Here is a 14,245-nt window from a genome sequence, read left to right on the forward strand (position 1 = left end):
GCCGTCTTTCGCGCTGCCGTATCGCGTGCCGCGCGCAACCGGCTCCCTACGACCGGGCGGCGTCGTCCGCCGACGATGCGAGCCGCGCGAGACTGTCGCGCACGGCCGGCGCGTCGTAGCGCGCGCCCGCGCCGCCGAGTGCGACGGTCGCCTTTTGCGCGAGCGGCAGCAGCATCGCGAGCGCCGCCGTCATCGCCGGCGCGGCGGCGAGCCGCGACTTCGGGCCTGATACCGTTAGCGCACCGACGCATTCGCCGGCCGCGCCGAACACGGGCACGGAAGCCGACGCCGTTTCCGGGTCGCGCTCGCCGTACGACGCGGCCCACAGCTGTTCGCGCACGTCGTTCCAGCGGGCGTCCTGCGTGTCGGTGAAGGCCAGCAGCACCTTCCCGGATGCGCCCTGGCCGACCGGAAACTCCTCGCCGACGCGGATCGACACGCGTACCGCCCGCGCGGGCTCGACGCGATACAGCACGGAGCGCACATCGCCCTGGCGCACATAGAACGATGCCGTTTCCCCGAGTTCGCGGCTCAGCGTCTCGAGCAGCGGCTCGACCACCGGGCCGACGCGGAACGAACGCTGGTACAGCGCGGCGAGCCGCTGCGGCTCGTGCCCGATCGCGTACTGGCCGTCGTCGAGTTTGCGCATGAAACCGCCATGTTCGAGCGCGGCGAGCAGACGCAGGATCGTGCTCTTGTACAGCCCGGTGCGGCGCGACAACTCGGCGAGCGACAGCCGGTCGTCGGTCTGGCCGAACGCACGGAGGATCGCGAACGCGCGGTCGAGCACCGCGACGCCGCTGGACGCCTCTTCCGTCGCCGGATCGGCTGCGTCGCCGGCGTGATCTGCTGGATTCCTGGGCACGGCCTGATTCCTTCGAATGATGGTCGGCGGACTATATCGTTCTATCTGACAGAACTCAAGTTCCAGAAAAACGCGATTCCGCGGGTATACCCCGCTTATCGCCCATTCGACACACGCTTAAAGTTCTGTCAAACAGAACTATGTTCTTTCAGATAGAACGATGGGGTATCGAATGAAGGTTTCAGAAAACTCGAAGGTGCTGGTCAGCGAGGTCGGCCCGCGCGACGGGCTGCAGAGCATCAAGACCGTGATGCCGACGGCCGCCAAGCTGCGCTGGATCACCGCGCTGGCCGCGGCCGGCCTGCGCGAGATCGAGGTCGGGTCGTTTGTGCCGGCCACGCTGTTGCCGCAGATGGCCGACGTGCGCGAAGTCGTCGCGCACGCGCTCGCGATTCCCGGGCTGCACGTCGCCGCGCTCGCGCCGAACCTGCGCGGCGCCGAGGGTGCGTTCGACGCGGGCGTGCACAAGCTGACGCTGCCGGTCTCGGTGACGCAAGCGCATTCGCTGGCCAACATCCGCAAGACGCCCGCGCAGATGATCGACGAGGTGCGCGCGATCGTCGCGCTGCGCGGCGCGCGGTTTCCGTCGGTGCAGATCGAGGCCGGCGTGTCGGTGGCGTTCGGTTGCACGATTGCCGGCGCGGTCTCCGACGACGAGACGATCGCGATGGCCGTCGCGATGGCCGAATGCGGCGTCGACGAAATCGGCCTGTCCGACACCAGCGGTTATGCGAATCCCGCGCAGGTGCGCCGGCTGTTCACGCGGCTGCAACGCGAAGTCGGCGACAGGGCCGGCGGCGCGCATTTCCACAACACGCGCGGGCAGGGGCTCGCGAACGTCGTCGCGGCGCTCGACGTGGGCGTGACGACGATCGACGCGAGCCAAGGCGGCCTGGGCGGCTGCCCGTATGCGCCGGGCGCCACCGGCAACATCGTCACCGAGGATCTCGTGTTCCTGCTCGAAGCGATGGGAGTCGACACCGGCGTCGACGTCGACGCGCTGCTCGCCGCGCGCGCGATCCTGCATGCGGCGCTGCCGTCCGACGCGCTGTACGGCCACGTGCCGGACGCCGGGCTGCCGAAGGGCTTTCGCTATGCGGATGGCCGCGTGCCCTCGGCCGCGCAGCCGGAAGGATGCATGGCGGGAGTCGCACGATGAACGATCGGCAACCGGTTGCCGCACTGCCGTACGCAGGCGTGCGCGTGATCGAGATGACGCACATGGTGATGGGCCCGACGTGCGGGATGCTGCTCGCGGATCTCGGCGCGGAAGTGATCAAGATCGAGCCGATCGCGGGCGACAGCACGCGGGCGCTGCGCGGGTCCGGCGCGGGCTTCTTCGGGATGTTCAACCGCAACAAGAAGAGCGTCGCGGTCGACGTGAAGGATCCGCGCGGGCTGGAGATCGTGCGGCGGCTCGTCGCGACGGCGGACGTCTTCAGCGAGAACTTCAAGAGCGGCACGATGGACCGGCTCGGGCTCGGCTACCCGCAGCTGGACGCGCTGAATCCGCGGCTCGTGTACGTGTCGCACAAGGGCTTCCTGCCGGGGCCGTACGAGCATCGCACCGCGCTCGACGAGGTCGTGCAGATGATGGGCGGCCTCGCGTACATGACGGGCCCCGAAGGGCGGCCGCTGCGTGCGGGCGCGAGCGTGAACGACATCATGGGCGGCATGTTCGGCGCGATCGGCGCGATGGCCGCGCTCGCGCAGCGCGAGCGCACGGGCCGCGGCCAGCAGGTGCAGAGTTCGCTGTTCGAGAACAACGTGTTTCTCGTCGCGCAGCACATGATGCAGTTCGCGGTGACGGGGCAGGCCGCATCGCCGATGCCGAGCCGGATTTCCGCGTGGGCCGTCTACGACGTGTTCTCCGTCAAGGATGACGAACAGATTTTTCTCGCGGTCGTGTCGGATACGCAGTGGGCGCTGTTCTGCGATGCGTTCGGCCTCGCCGCGCTGAAGGACGACCCGCGCCTCGCGACCAACAACCTGCGTGTGCAGGCGCGCGAATGGCTGTTGCCGGAACTACGTTCGCGGCTCGCGCCGTACTCGGCCGCGGAGATCGGCGCGATCTTCGAATCGACCGGCCTGCCGTATGCGCCGATCACGAAGCCGCAGGACCTGTTCGACGATCCGCATCTGCTCGCCACGGGCGGCCTCGAAGCCGTGACGCTGCCAGCCGACGCGAGCAGCGCCGGGCGGCCGATCGACACGCGCACCGCGCTGCTGCCGCTGACGCTCGCGGGCGAACGCCTGCGGCTGCGCTCGGCGCCGCCTGCGCTCGGCCAGGACACGTGCGCGCTGCTCGGCGAGCTCGGCTACACGCCGGACGACGCGCGTGCGCTGATCGATGCCGGCGTCGTCGCGGGGCGGTACGGCGCGGACGTCGCCGCGCACGGCGACGGACCGGGCGGTGCGCCGTCGGCGAACGAAGTGGCGAGCGCGTAGCGCAGCCGCGATTCATCGAACGAACAAAGGCGTCCCGGCCGCGCGCCGCGCGGCAGAGGATCGCCGCATCCACGGAGACAACCATGACATCCGCTTCCCCGGCGCTGGCCGCCGATCGCGACACCGACGCGTCGATCGAGCAACGCGCGGTGCGCAAGGCCGCGTGGCGCTTCATCCCGCTGCTCGCGCTCGCGTACTTCTTCAACTATCTGGATCGCACGAGCGTCGGGTTCGCCGCGCTCACGATGAACCGCGATCTCGGGCTGACGGCGACGCAGTTCGGCTGGGGCGCGGGGATCATGTTTGCCGGCTACTGCGTGTTCGAAGTGCCGAGCAATCTCGCGCTGTACCGCTTCGGCGCACGCCGCTGGCTCGCCCGCATCATGATCACGTGGGGGCTGATGGCGGCCGCGACCGCGCTCGCGACCGGGCCGACGAGTTTCTACGCAATCCGGCTGCTGCTCGGCATCGGCGAGGCCGGATTCTTTCCCGGCGTGATCTTCTTCCTCGCCGTGTGGTTTCCGGCGAGCTACCGCACGCGCGTGCTCGCGTGGTTCACCGTGTCGACGCCGCTGTCGTCGCTGATCGGCGGCCCGCTGTCGACGTGGCTGCTGCAGCTCGACGGCACGCTCGGGCTCGCCGGCTGGAAGTGGATGTTCATCGTCGAAGGGCTGCCCGCGTGCGCACTTGGTTTCCTTGTGCTGAAGCTGCTGTCCGATTCGCCGGCGAATGCCGCGTGGCTGTCGGACGACGAACGTGCCGCGCTGCAGCGCGCGTTCGAGCGCGACGGCGCGGCGGCCGGCCGCAAGAAGCGCTTCGGCGTCGCGCTGCGCGACGTGCGCGTGTACGTGCTCGCGCTGATCTCGTTCGGCTTCACGATGGGCTCGTACGGGATCGGCATCTGGTTGCCGCAAATGCTGAAGGCGCACGGGATGTCGACGATGCAGACCGGCTGGCTGTCCGCCGTGCCTTACTTCTTCGCCACGATCGCGCTGCTGTGGTGGGCGAAGCGGGTGGACCGTCGCGGCGGCCCGATCGCGAACCTGGCGATCGGCTTGTTCATCGGCGCGGTGGCGCTCGGCGTGTCGACGCATTTCCTGACGCTCGGGCCGGCGCTCGTCGGCATCACGCTCGCGCTGATCGGCACGATTGCCGGCCGCACGATCTTCTACACGCTGCCGTCGCGCTTCCTGTCCGGCCAGGCCGCGGCCGGCGGGCTGGCGCTGATCAATTCGATCGGCGCGCTCGGCGGCTTCGCGGGCCCCTATCTCGTCGGCTACCTGAAGGACAGCTTCGGCACCTTCACGGCCGGGATGCTCGGCCTCGCGATCGTGCTGGCGATCACGACGCTGCTCACGCTGTCGCTGTATGCATTCGACCGGAGCGAATGACATGACTTTTTCGATCACGCGGCGCCGGTTGATCGGCGCGGCCGCCGCATCGTTCGCGCTGCCTGCGTTTGCCGACACGGCGGCCCATGATGGAGCTTCACGCATGACGCAAAGCAACTACCTCGCGGTTCGTCCCGACTGGCTCGCGTCGGCGCTCGAACCCGCGCTCGAGCCCGACCTGCCGATCATCGATGCGCATCATCACTTCTATGAACGGCCGGGCTGGATCTACCTGCTCGACGACTATCTGCAGGACGCGCGCTCGGGTCACAACATCCAGGCGTCCGTCTACATGCAGGCGCAGACGCGTTATCGCGATTCGGGCCCGGCCGAACTGAAGCCGGTGGGCGAGACGGCCTATGTCGCCGGCGTGACCGAGCCGCTGCAGCACGGCCCGGTGGCCGTCGCGAAGGGCATCGTCGGTCACGCGGACCTGCGGCTTGGCGAACGCGTGCGCGACGTGCTGGAAGCGCATGTCGAAGCCGGGCGCGGACGGTTTCGCGGCGTGCGGCACCTGAGCACGTGGGATGCCGATCCGACGCTCGCCAATCCGCTGTCGGCGGTGCCGCGCGGGCTGCTGCTCGATCCCGCGTACCGGGCCGGCGTCGCGCAGCTCGCGCCGCTCGGGCTGTCGTACGACGCGTGGCTGTTCTTCCCGCAGTTGCCCGAATTGTTCGAACTCGCGAAAGCGAACCCCGACACGCGGATCATCGTCAATCATTGCGGCGGCGTCGTGCGGATCGGCAGCTATGCGGACAAGCGACCGGAGGTGTTCGCGCGCTGGTCGGCGTCGATGCGCACGCTCGCGCAATTGCCGAACGTGTACGTGAAGGTCGGCGGGCTCGGGATGCGCATCAACGGGTTCGATTTCGAGAAAGGCGCGAAGCCGCCGTCGTCGACGCAGCTCGCCGACGCGTGGAAGCCGTGGATGATGACCTGCATCGACGCGTTCGGTCCCGGGCGCTGCATGTTCGAGGGCAATTTCCCGGTCGACAAGGGCTCGTATTCGTTCGTGAACGGCTGGAACGCGTTCAAGCGCCTGACCGCGCAGGCCGGCGCGGACGAGCGCGACGCGCTGTTTCGCGGCACGGTCACGCGCGCGTACCGGCTCGGCTGACGCGCATGCGCGGCGTCAACCGGCTTCCACCAGCGCCGCGAGCCGCGCCAGCGCCATCTGCCAGCCGGTCTCGTTGTCGGCGGCCGGCACGCCGGGCGGGACGCCGTCGTGCACCGCGTCCACGCGCGTGCCGCCCGCCTCGTCGGACAGCGTGATCGTGATCGTCATCGCGCCGCGCAGCATCGGGTCGTCGGTTTCGAATACATCGATCTCGACGATCCGCTCGTCGGGCACGAGCGTGACGAAGCGGCCGTGATAGGTGTCGGTGTGCGCGGTCGTCTTGCCGGCGCCGCCCGACGGCGCGTCGTAGCTCAGCGACACGCGCAGCGCGCCGCCTTCGCGCGTGTCGTACGCATGCACGCGGCACGTCATGCCGTCGGGCACTTTCCATTGCTCGACCGCGTGCGGGTCGAGCAGCGCGCGGTAGACCCGCCCGCGCGGCGCGTTCAGGTGCCGGCTGACCCGGGTCGAATGCGTGTGCGTGTGCAACATGTCGCCTCCCGCGAAGCGTGCGAGACGGTGCACGCCGGCGCCCGACGTGTCGTCATGCTTCCTTCAGGAATCCTAGGCGCGAGCGCGGCGGCATGCAATGACCGCACGCGCAGCGGCGTTCAGCGCAGGGTGGCGGCGAACGCGTCGAGCTGCGTGATGCAGGTGTTCCAGCCCTCGAAAAAGCCGAGCGCTTCGTGGCGCTCGCGCGTCGCGGCGTCGGGATGCATCACGCGCGCCTCGTAGCGGCTGCCCGCGTCGTCGTCGGCCATCGTGACGATCGCCGTGAAGCCCAGCCACGGCGTCTGCGGCCGCCAGCCGCCCGCGAGCATCGACGTGAACGCGATGCGCGATTCCGGCACGATGTCGAGGAAGCAGCCGGGGTTGTCGCTCGTGCCGCCGTCGGGGCCGCGCATGAACGTATGGAAAGCGCCGCCCGGCCGCAGATCGAATGCGCGCACCTCGGTGGTCCATGGTTTCGGGCACCACCATTCCTTCAGCAATTCCGGGTCGGTCCATGCGCGCCACAGCGCGTGGCGTGGTGCGCGCAGCGTGCGCGTGATGACGAGATCGTGGGCTTCAGCGGGGTCGACGTGGCTGGCTGACATCTTGCTCCTCCTGGTGACGGCGTTCGACGAATTCGACGAGACGATCGGATCGCGCTTCCCACTGCGCGCGCTGCGCGGCGAGCCATGCCTCGGCCTCGGTCAGCCGGCTGCCGACCAGCGCGCAGGTGCGCGAGCGGCCGGTTTTCCGGGTCTCCACGAGGCCGCTGCGCTCGAGCACGGCGACATGCTTCATGAACGACGGCAGCGCCATGTCGAACGGCGCGGCCAGCGCGGAGACGGTCCGCTCGCCATGGCCGAGCGCGCTGACGATCGCGCAGCGCGTCGGATCGGCGAGCGCATGGAACACGTCGCTGATGTGGAGGGGAAGGTTATCCATTCGGCTAAGTGTAGGCGATGTCGACACCGGTGCAACGACAATTTTCGTCGCGTACGATGATGGGGCGGTAACGCGCGCCGACCGGGCACGGCGTTGCCGGGCGTCTGTCGCGGGCCGCCGTGGTGGGCGCCTCGACACCCGGCCGGCGTTCGTTCCGATCCCGCCCCATGCCGAACCCGCGCGTGCGGCTCACCTGACTACCTGACTACCGGAGATGGCATGACCGAATCTGTTACCGTCCGCCGCGTCGGCACGAGCGAAGCGATGGCCTGTGTCGATGCGCTGGCCGACGTGCTGATCGATTGCGTCGAAGGCGGCGCATCCGTCAGCTTCATGCTGCCGATCGAGCGGGCGACCGCCGTCGCGTTCTGGACGCGCGTGGCCGAAGGCGTCGCGAACGACGAGCGCATCCTGCTCGTCGCCGAGGACGGGGCCGGGCGGATCGTCGGCACCGTGCAGGTCGTGACCGCGCAGCCAGAGAACCAGCCGCATCGCGCGGACATCGCGAAGATGCTCGTGTCGCGGCACGCGCGCCGGCAGGGCGTCGCCGGGCGCCTGATGGCCGCGGCCGAAGCGGCCGCGCGCGACGCCGGCAAGACCGTGCTCGTGCTCGACACGGTGACGGGCGGCGACGCCGAACGGCTGTACGAACGGGCCGGCTGGCAGCGCGTCGGCATCGTGCCGAACTACGCGCTGATGCCCGACGGCGCGCTGTGCGCGACGACGTATTTCCACAAGCAGCTCGCGTAACGGCATCCGTCAAACCGCTGCCTCGATGAAACGCTCCTATGTCGCTTTCGCCCTCACGGGCCTGCTGGTCGCGCTGCCGATTGCCGCGTATGCGCTCGTCAAGCCGCTGCGCGTCGTCGCGCCCGCGCTGATTCCCGGCGTGTCGTGCCCGAGCGCCGACATCTGCACGGACGATGCCGCGAAGCTCGACGACGCACGGCAGCTCTATCGCGACGGCTACGCGCGCGCGGCCGCGGCCGTCGGCGCGTTCCGGGCTTCGCCGCGCGTCGTGTTCTGCTCGACGCGCGCGTGCGCCGATGCGTTCGGCCTCGGCTCGCGCGCAGCGCTGGCGCTCGGCGATTTCGGCGTGGCGATCGCACCGCGCGGCTGGCAGACCTACTTTCTCGCGCACGAGCTGATCCATCACCGGCAGGCGGAAGTGCTCGGCAACGTCGCGGTCGTGACGAAGCCGCGCTGGCTGATCGAAGGAATGGCGTATGCGCTCAGCGACGATCCGCGTCATCCGCTCGCGCAACCGTTCGAATCCTGGCGCACGCAGTTCGCCGCGTGGAATGCGGCGCGCGGCGCGCAGCCGCTGTGGGACGCCGCGCGGGTGGTGGAATAGCGGGAATGACGGCAATGACGATCGCGCGCGACCGGCCCCGCCATGCCGCTACGCCGGCACGGTCGGATCGTCCGGCTGCCCCACGAGCGTGCGCCGCCCCGCGTCGAGAATCTCGTCGGCCAGCGCCGGATCGGTGCCGGCAATCGCGCGCGACAGCACGAGCGCGCCGATCATCTGGCTGAAGACGGCGAGCGCGTCGCGGCGCGCGTCTGCCGAGCCTTCGGCGGCCAACGTCCGCTCCAGCCGGTCGAGATAGCCGGCGACGCCGCGCGTGTAGCAGGCGCGCGCCGCGTCGGTCAGCCGCGGCGCATCGCCCGCGAACCCCGACAGCGGGCAGCCGCCTTCGACGTTGTCGCGATGCGCGGTCGACAGGTAGGCTGTCACTTGCTTCGCGACGCTGCCGGCACTCGGCGAATCCGCGCGGTCCTGCATGGCTTTCTCCATCACCGCGGCGACCAGCGCATTTTTCGATTTGAAATGGTTGTAGAAGCCGCCCTGCGTGAAGCCGGCTTCCTTCATCAGTTCCGTCAGCCCGACGGCCTCGACGCCGCGCACGCGAAACAGCCGCTCGGCGGCCGCGACGATCGCGTTGCGGTTTTCCGCGGCCTGTTGTCTCGAGACGCCCATCGATCCCTCCCTCTTTCCCGCAATTGCGTCGATTGAAAAACACAATGGTGATCACCATTGACGTGTCGACCTCGCGCTGGCACCATGCTTCGCAAAGACGATGGTGATCGACATTGAGATTCAAGTGTAGCCGACTTCGCGGACGAAGCGAAGCAACCCGGCGCAGCATGGATCGAAGTCGGTCGGCGTCCAGGGTGCGGCGAGGCGCGGGCGGCGGGACGGCCCGGCTGGCGGCACCGGCGGTGCAACGGTTCGGTACGCGATGGCAGCGTGGTTTTTCACCGGATTCCGGGCGTGTGGCGAACCGGCGCGCACGGGATTCAATCTCCGAAAGGAAGGGTCATGAAGATCGAAGGTGCAGTCGTTTTCATCACGGGCGCGAACCGCGGGCTTGGCCTCGAGTTCGCGAAGCAGGCGCTCGAGCGGGGTGCGCGCAAGGTCTATGCGGGCGCACGCGATCCGGCCAGCGTGACGCTGCCGGGCGTCGTGCCCGTGAAGCTCGACGTGACCGATCCGGCGGCGGTCGCCGCGGCCGCCGAGGCGGCGCGGGACGTCACGCTGCTGATCAACAACGCCGGCATCGCGCGGCTCGGCAGCCTGACCGACGACGGCGCGGTCGATGCATTGCGCGCACACCTGGAGACCAACGTGTTCGGGATGCTGGCGATGTCGCGCGCATTCGCGGGAACGCTCGCGGCCCACGGCGGCGGCGCGATCCTGAACATCCTGTCGGTCGCGAGCTGGACGAACCGGCCGATCCTGTCGGCCTACGGCGTATCGAAATCGGCCGCATGGGCGCTGACCAACGGGCTGCGCCATTCGCTGCGCGAGCAGCGCACGCGGGTGATCGGGCTGCATGCCGGCTTCATCGATACCGACCTGACGGCCGGCCTCGACGTGCCGAAAGCGACGCCGGCCGACGTCGTGCGCCAGGCGTACGACGCCATCGAGGCAGGGGCGGAGGAAGTGTCGACCGACGAGTTCACGCGGCAGGTGAAGGCCACGCTGTCGTCGGGCGTCTATCTGGAAGAACCGGCGCCGCGTTGACGGTGCCGGTCGTGCGAATCCGCCACCCCGCGCCGAGAGCGCGGCGGCGGCGGATCGACCCGTCAGACCGTCGTGTCGATGATGCCCGGGATCTTCACGTCCGGGTTCACGTCCGCGTCATAGTCGACGCCGGCGATCTCGAAGCCGAACAGGCGCAGGAACTCGGTCTTGTAGCCCGCGAAGTCGGTCATCTCGTACAGGTTCTCGTTCGTCACCTTGTCCCACATCGCGACGACCTTCGCCTGCACCTGCGGATCGAGCTCCTTGTAGTCCGCGCGCAGGCGGCCTTCTGCGTCGACGTGCGGCGTCGCGCCGTACAGGCTGTCCTTCAGGAGCCCGTACACCTGCTCGATGCAGCCTTCGTGCGTGCCCGTTTCCTTCATCACCTTGAACAGCAGCGACAGGTACAGCGGCATCATCGGGATCGCCGAGCTGGCCTGCGTGACGACGGCCTTCAGCACCGACACGCGCGCATCGCCGCCGTGCGCGGCCAGCTTGTCGCGGATCGACAGCACCTTCTTGTCGAGATCCTTCTTCGCTTCGCCGATCGAGCCGTTCCAGTAGATGTCGTGCGTGATCTGCTCGCCGAGGTACGTGAACGCGGTGGTCTTCGCGCCGTCGGCCAGCACGCCGGCGTCGGCCAGCGCGTCGATCCACATCTGCCAGTCCTCGCCGCCCATCACCGCGACGGTGCCGTCGATCTCTTCCTGCGTCGCCGGCTCGAGCGACACTTCGCGGATCACTTCCTTGTCGGTGTCGAGCCCGCGGAACGTGACGGCCTTGCCGACCGGCTTGAGCGTCGAGCTGATGGTTTCGCCCGTCTTCGGGTGCGTGCGGCGCGGCGCGGCGAGGCTGTAGACGACCAGGTCGACCTTGCCGAGATCCTGCTTGATGGTATCGATCGTGACCTGCTTGACCTTGTCGGAGAATGCGTCGCCGTTGATGCTGCGCGCATACAGCCCCTTTTCGGCGGCGAATTTCTCGAACGCGGCGCTGTTGTACCAGCCGGCCGTGCCGGGCTTCGTTTCGCTGCCGGCGCGCTCGAAGAACACGCCGAGCGTGTCCGCGCCCGAGCCGAATGCGGCCGAGATCCGGGCGGCGAGGCCGTAGCCGGTCGACGCGCCGATCACGAGCACCTTTTTCGGGCCGTTGGCGATCGGGCCGTGCGAAGTCACGTAATCGATCTGTTCCTTGACGTTGGCTTCGCAGCCGACCGGATGAGTCGTCACGCAGATGAAGCCACGCACGCGCGGTTTGATGATCATGGGAGAACCTCTAGTCAGAAAGGCGGGGACGGCCTGAAATCGGAAAAATCCCGCGCATTGTAAAGGAAGCGGCCGATCGCGGGCGGGCACGGACGGCAGGCGTCGGATCGCCCGGTTATTTCTCTCTTGACAGAAATAACTGAAATAACTAAATTCCCCACCATGGAACTCACACCGATTGCCGAACGATTCATTCTCCACTGGGGCGAAATGGGCTCGCGGTGGGGCGTCAACCGTACTGTGTCGCAGATTCACGCGCTGCTCTACCTGGCCGGACGGCCGGTTGCGGCCGACGAGATCGCCGAGACGCTCAACGTCGCACGCTCCAACGTCAGCACGAGCCTGAAGGAGCTGCAGGCGTGGCGGCTCGCGAAGGTCGTGCACGTGCTGGGCGATCGCCGCGACCACTTCGAGACGTCGACCGACATCTGGGAGTTGTTCAAGCTGATCGTCGAAGGGCGACGGCAGCGCGAGATCGAGCCGACGCTCACGGTGCTGCGCGATTGCCTGACGAATCCGGACATCGCGAACGAGAGCCGCGAGACCGAGCAGCGCATTCGCGACACGCTGCAGTTCGTCGAGACGCTCACGACCTGGTCCGACGAAATGCTGCGGCTCAAGCCCGATACGCTGATGAAGGCGCTCGGCATCGGCGCGAAGATCAGCCAGACGGTCAGGCGCAAGCCGTCGAAGTAAGCGGTAACGGCGGAGCGGGCACGCAGCCCGCTTTTTTCGGGGTTGATATTTCTGTCTGTACAGAAATAACTGTAAATATAGGATGAGCATGAACGCAGTCTTGCCGTCTACCTCCCCGCCCGATCGCACCGGCGCACGCGGCATGACCGTGCTCGTCTGCGGCGCGAACGGCTTCATCGGGCAGGCGCTGTGCGCGCGGCTCGAAGCCGGCGGGCATCGCGTGTTGCGCGGCGTGCGCCGCGCGGCCGGCCCGCACGACGTCGCGATCGACTTCGCGCAGGACGTCGATCCGCAAGCGTGGCTCGCACGGCTGAAGGGCGTCGACGTGGTGATCAACGCGGTCGGCATGCTGGCCGATCGACGCGGCGCGACGCTCGATGCCGTGCATCGCGCCGCGCCGTGCGCGCTCTTTACCGCGTGCTGCCTGGCCGGCGTGCGGCGCGTGATCCAGATCTCGGCGCTCGGCGTCGAACGCGGCGATACGCGGTACTTCGCGAGCAAGCGTGCAGCCGATCGTTTCCTTCAGACGCTGCCGATCGACTTTCGCATCGTGCGCCCCGCGCTCGTCTACGGGGCGGCCGGCGCGTCCGCGCGGTTTTTCCGGATGCTCGCGAGCCTGCCCGTGCACATGTTGCCGGCGGGCGGCCATCAACGGCTGCGCCCGGTGCATGTCGACGATCTCGCCGAAGTCGTGGCGCGGCTCGTCGTACAGCCGGGCGATTCGCGGGCGGCCGACAGCCGGGTGATCGACGTGGTCGGCAGCGACGAAGTCGAATACCGCGAGATGCTGGCCGGCTACCGCGCCGCGCTCGGATTTCCGCCGGCGGCCCGCGTGACGCTGCCGGGCCCGCTGGTCGGCGCGGCGGCCGCACTGCTCGGCACGCTGCCGGGGGCGATGCTGACGCGCGACACGTGGGCGATGCTGCGCGGCGGCAACACCGGCGACCCGACGGCCGTCACGGCTGTGCTGGGCCGGCCGCCGCGCGGCCTCGGCAGCTTCATCGGCGCGGAAGCCGGCGCATTGCGCCGCGACGCGCTCGCGATGTGGCGGCGCCCGGTGCTGGTGGGCGCGCTCGCGATCGTGTGGATCTGGACGGCGATCGCGAGCGCGTTCATCCATCCGCTGCACGCGAGCCTCGCGCTGCTGGCGCCTGCGCACCTGACGGGCCTGCCCGCGCTGATTGCGCTTTACGCGGCCAGCGCGCTGGATTTCGCGTTCGGCATCGCGACCGTCGTCGCGCCGTCGCGGCGCCTTTGGGCCGCGCAGGCGGCGCTGATCGTCGCGTACTCGGCGGTCATCGCGGTCACGATGCCGGGCCTGCTGGCCGAACCGTTCGGCCCCGTGCTCAAGAACGTGCCGATCCTCGCCATCCTGTTGATCCTCTATTCAGAAGAACACGCATGAATACCTATCTCGTCATCAAGGCGCTTCATATCCTGTCTTCGGTGCTGCTGGTCGGCACGGGGTTCGGCACCGCGTTCTACCTGTTCTTCGCGAACCGCACGCGGTCGGTGCCCGCGATCGCGGCCGTGTCGCGGCTCGTCGTGCGCGCGGACTGGTGGTTCACGACGCCGGCCGTGATCTTCCAGCCGGCGTCCGGGCTGTGGCTCGCGCACACGGCCGGCTGGCCGTGGCATACGCCGTGGCTGCTCGCATCGATCGTGCTGTATGCGGTCGCCGGTGTGTGCTGGCTGCCGGTCGTGTGGCTGCAGCTCGAACTTGCATCGATGGCGAAGCTCGCGCACGCGAACGGCGATGCCGCGTTGCCCGAGCGCTACTGGCGCTATGCGAAGCGCTGGGAACTGCTCGGCTATCCGGCGTTCTTCGCGATGCTGACCGTGTATTTCCTGATGGTGGTCAAGCCGATGTAAGTCTGCCGCCGTCGCGTGGGGGCGGCGGCGTACGCGGGACAGCAGTCAATCGATCGATTCATGATGCTTGCGATAACAAGAAGGAGTGCGAAGCATGGGATCAAGTGAAATGGTTCTCCACTTCGATGG

The 14,245-nt window shown here is 68.6% G+C and carries 16 protein-coding genes; 10 read left to right on the forward strand and 6 right to left on the reverse strand.

The annotated features are described in order from the left end of the window. Positions 1 to 46: 46 nt before the first annotated feature. Positions 47 to 865 (reverse strand): IclR family transcriptional regulator, encoded by an 819-nt coding sequence (locus JYG37_RS26060; RefSeq protein ID WP_050012180.1) that lies wholly within the window; start codon positions 863 to 865, stop codon positions 47 to 49. 172 nt (positions 866 to 1,037) lie between these two features. On the opposite strand from JYG37_RS26060, the gene JYG37_RS26065 reads away from it, so the two are divergent. The 4 genes from JYG37_RS26065 to JYG37_RS26080 all read left to right on the forward strand — a co-directional run bounded on the left by JYG37_RS26065 (position 1,038) and on the right by JYG37_RS26080 (position 5,821). Further along, entirely contained in the window at positions 1,038 to 2,024 is a 987-nt protein-coding gene (locus tag JYG37_RS26065) for a hydroxymethylglutaryl-CoA lyase (RefSeq protein ID WP_204383929.1), read from the forward strand. Beyond that, positions 2,021 to 3,313, forward strand: a complete 1,293-nt coding sequence (locus JYG37_RS26070) for a CaiB/BaiF CoA transferase family protein (protein WP_089489864.1) — start codon at positions 2,021 to 2,023, stop codon at positions 3,311 to 3,313. The genes JYG37_RS26065 and JYG37_RS26070 overlap by 4 nt, the downstream gene beginning before the upstream one ends. 83 nt (positions 3,314 to 3,396) lie before the next feature. Then, on the forward strand, positions 3,397 to 4,704 hold the full coding sequence (locus tag JYG37_RS26075; RefSeq protein ID WP_050012177.1) for an MFS transporter: 1,308 nt from the start codon (positions 3,397 to 3,399) through the stop codon (positions 4,702 to 4,704). Position 4,705: 1 nt separating this feature from the next. Further along, complete coding sequence (locus JYG37_RS26080; RefSeq protein WP_124555263.1) at positions 4,706 to 5,821, forward strand: amidohydrolase family protein; 1,116 nt, start codon at positions 4,706 to 4,708, stop codon at positions 5,819 to 5,821. A gap of 15 nt (positions 5,822 to 5,836) precedes the next feature. Here JYG37_RS26080 and JYG37_RS26085 read toward each other — a convergent pair whose 3' ends face one another. From JYG37_RS26085 to JYG37_RS26095, 3 genes are all read right to left on the reverse strand, one after another. Next, entirely contained in the window at positions 5,837 to 6,313 is a 477-nt protein-coding gene (locus JYG37_RS26085; protein ID WP_050012440.1) for an SRPBCC family protein, read from the reverse strand. A 119-nt stretch (positions 6,314 to 6,432) separates the two neighbouring features. Then, positions 6,433 to 6,918, reverse strand: a complete 486-nt coding sequence (locus tag JYG37_RS26090) for an SRPBCC family protein (protein WP_050012175.1) — start codon at positions 6,916 to 6,918, stop codon at positions 6,433 to 6,435. Beyond that, entirely contained in the window at positions 6,890 to 7,255 is a 366-nt protein-coding gene (locus JYG37_RS26095; RefSeq protein WP_124555265.1) for an ArsR/SmtB family transcription factor, read from the reverse strand. Before JYG37_RS26095 ends, JYG37_RS26090 begins: the two co-directional genes overlap by 29 nt. A gap of 219 nt (positions 7,256 to 7,474) precedes the next feature. Here JYG37_RS26095 and JYG37_RS26100 point away from each other — a divergent pair, with 219 nt between their 5' ends. Both JYG37_RS26100 and JYG37_RS26105 read left to right on the forward strand, forming a co-directional pair. Then, positions 7,475 to 8,005 (forward strand): GNAT family N-acetyltransferase, encoded by a 531-nt coding sequence (locus JYG37_RS26100; protein ID WP_213346171.1) that lies wholly within the window; start codon positions 7,475 to 7,477, stop codon positions 8,003 to 8,005. A 25-nt stretch (positions 8,006 to 8,030) separates the two neighbouring features. Continuing rightward, entirely contained in the window at positions 8,031 to 8,609 is a 579-nt protein-coding gene (locus tag JYG37_RS26105) for a hypothetical protein (RefSeq protein ID WP_050012172.1), read from the forward strand. Between the two features lie 48 nt (positions 8,610 to 8,657). Here JYG37_RS26105 and JYG37_RS26110 read toward each other — a convergent pair whose 3' ends face one another. Beyond that, entirely contained in the window at positions 8,658 to 9,236 is a 579-nt protein-coding gene (locus JYG37_RS26110; protein WP_050012171.1) for a TetR/AcrR family transcriptional regulator, read from the reverse strand. 342 nt (positions 9,237 to 9,578) lie between these two features. Between JYG37_RS26110 and JYG37_RS26115 the strand changes: the two genes are divergently transcribed. Continuing rightward, complete coding sequence (locus JYG37_RS26115) at positions 9,579 to 10,283, forward strand: SDR family oxidoreductase (protein WP_089489858.1); 705 nt, start codon at positions 9,579 to 9,581, stop codon at positions 10,281 to 10,283. A 62-nt stretch (positions 10,284 to 10,345) separates the two neighbouring features. Here JYG37_RS26115 and fabV read toward each other — a convergent pair whose 3' ends face one another. Continuing rightward, the gene (fabV, locus tag JYG37_RS26120) at positions 10,346 to 11,548 is read right to left on the reverse strand and encodes an enoyl-ACP reductase FabV (protein WP_089437238.1); all 1,203 of its coding nucleotides are present in this window, start codon (positions 11,546 to 11,548) and stop codon (positions 10,346 to 10,348) included. Between the two features lie 162 nt (positions 11,549 to 11,710). Between fabV and JYG37_RS26125 the strand changes: the two genes are divergently transcribed. The 3 genes from JYG37_RS26125 (at position 11,711) to JYG37_RS26135 (ending at position 14,116) form a co-directional block, all read left to right on the forward strand. Next, positions 11,711 to 12,244, forward strand: a complete 534-nt coding sequence (locus JYG37_RS26125) for a GbsR/MarR family transcriptional regulator (RefSeq protein WP_050012168.1) — start codon at positions 11,711 to 11,713, stop codon at positions 12,242 to 12,244. Positions 12,245 to 12,332: 88 nt separating this feature from the next. After that, entirely contained in the window at positions 12,333 to 13,649 is a 1,317-nt protein-coding gene (locus JYG37_RS26130; protein WP_089490016.1) for an SDR family oxidoreductase, read from the forward strand. After that, positions 13,646 to 14,116, forward strand: coding sequence for a DUF2269 family protein (locus JYG37_RS26135; protein WP_089489857.1), 471 nt, complete (start codon positions 13,646 to 13,648; stop codon positions 14,114 to 14,116). Before JYG37_RS26130 ends, JYG37_RS26135 begins: the two co-directional genes overlap by 4 nt. Positions 14,117 to 14,245: the final 129 nt, after the last annotated feature.

The sequence above is a fragment of the Burkholderia sp. LAS2 genome (genome assembly GCF_018417615.1).
Taxonomy (GTDB): domain Bacteria; phylum Pseudomonadota; class Gammaproteobacteria; order Burkholderiales; family Burkholderiaceae; genus Burkholderia; species Burkholderia sola.

Excerpts from the sequence above, each read along its gene's own strand:
- JYG37_RS26065 (WP_204383929.1), top strand. The coding sequence starts at position 1,038 with ATGAAGGTTTCAGAAAACTCGAAGGTGCTGGTCAGCGAGGTCGGCCCG.
- JYG37_RS26070 (WP_089489864.1), top strand. The coding sequence starts at position 2,021 with ATGAACGATCGGCAACCGGTTGCCGCACTGCCGTACGCAGGCGTGCGC.
- JYG37_RS26075 (WP_050012177.1), top strand. The coding sequence starts at position 3,397 with ATGACATCCGCTTCCCCGGCGCTGGCCGCCGATCGCGACACCGACGCG.
- JYG37_RS26080 (WP_124555263.1), top strand. The coding sequence starts at position 4,706 with ATGACTTTTTCGATCACGCGGCGCCGGTTGATCGGCGCGGCCGCCGCA.
- JYG37_RS26085 (WP_050012440.1), bottom strand. The coding sequence starts at position 6,313 with ATGTTGCACACGCACACGCATTCGACCCGGGTCAGCCGGCACCTGAAC.
- JYG37_RS26090 (WP_050012175.1), bottom strand. The coding sequence starts at position 6,918 with ATGTCAGCCAGCCACGTCGACCCCGCTGAAGCCCACGATCTCGTCATC.
- JYG37_RS26095 (WP_124555265.1), bottom strand. The coding sequence starts at position 7,255 with ATGGATAACCTTCCCCTCCACATCAGCGACGTGTTCCATGCGCTCGCC.
- JYG37_RS26100 (WP_213346171.1), top strand. The coding sequence starts at position 7,475 with ATGACCGAATCTGTTACCGTCCGCCGCGTCGGCACGAGCGAAGCGATG.
- JYG37_RS26105 (WP_050012172.1), top strand. The coding sequence starts at position 8,031 with ATGAAACGCTCCTATGTCGCTTTCGCCCTCACGGGCCTGCTGGTCGCG.
- JYG37_RS26110 (WP_050012171.1), bottom strand. The coding sequence starts at position 9,236 with ATGGGCGTCTCGAGACAACAGGCCGCGGAAAACCGCAACGCGATCGTC.
- JYG37_RS26115 (WP_089489858.1), top strand. The coding sequence starts at position 9,579 with ATGAAGATCGAAGGTGCAGTCGTTTTCATCACGGGCGCGAACCGCGGG.
- fabV (WP_089437238.1), bottom strand. The coding sequence starts at position 11,548 with ATGATCATCAAACCGCGCGTGCGTGGCTTCATCTGCGTGACGACTCAT.
- JYG37_RS26125 (WP_050012168.1), top strand. The coding sequence starts at position 11,711 with ATGGAACTCACACCGATTGCCGAACGATTCATTCTCCACTGGGGCGAA.
- JYG37_RS26130 (WP_089490016.1), top strand. The coding sequence starts at position 12,333 with ATGAACGCAGTCTTGCCGTCTACCTCCCCGCCCGATCGCACCGGCGCA.
- JYG37_RS26135 (WP_089489857.1), top strand. The coding sequence starts at position 13,646 with ATGAATACCTATCTCGTCATCAAGGCGCTTCATATCCTGTCTTCGGTG.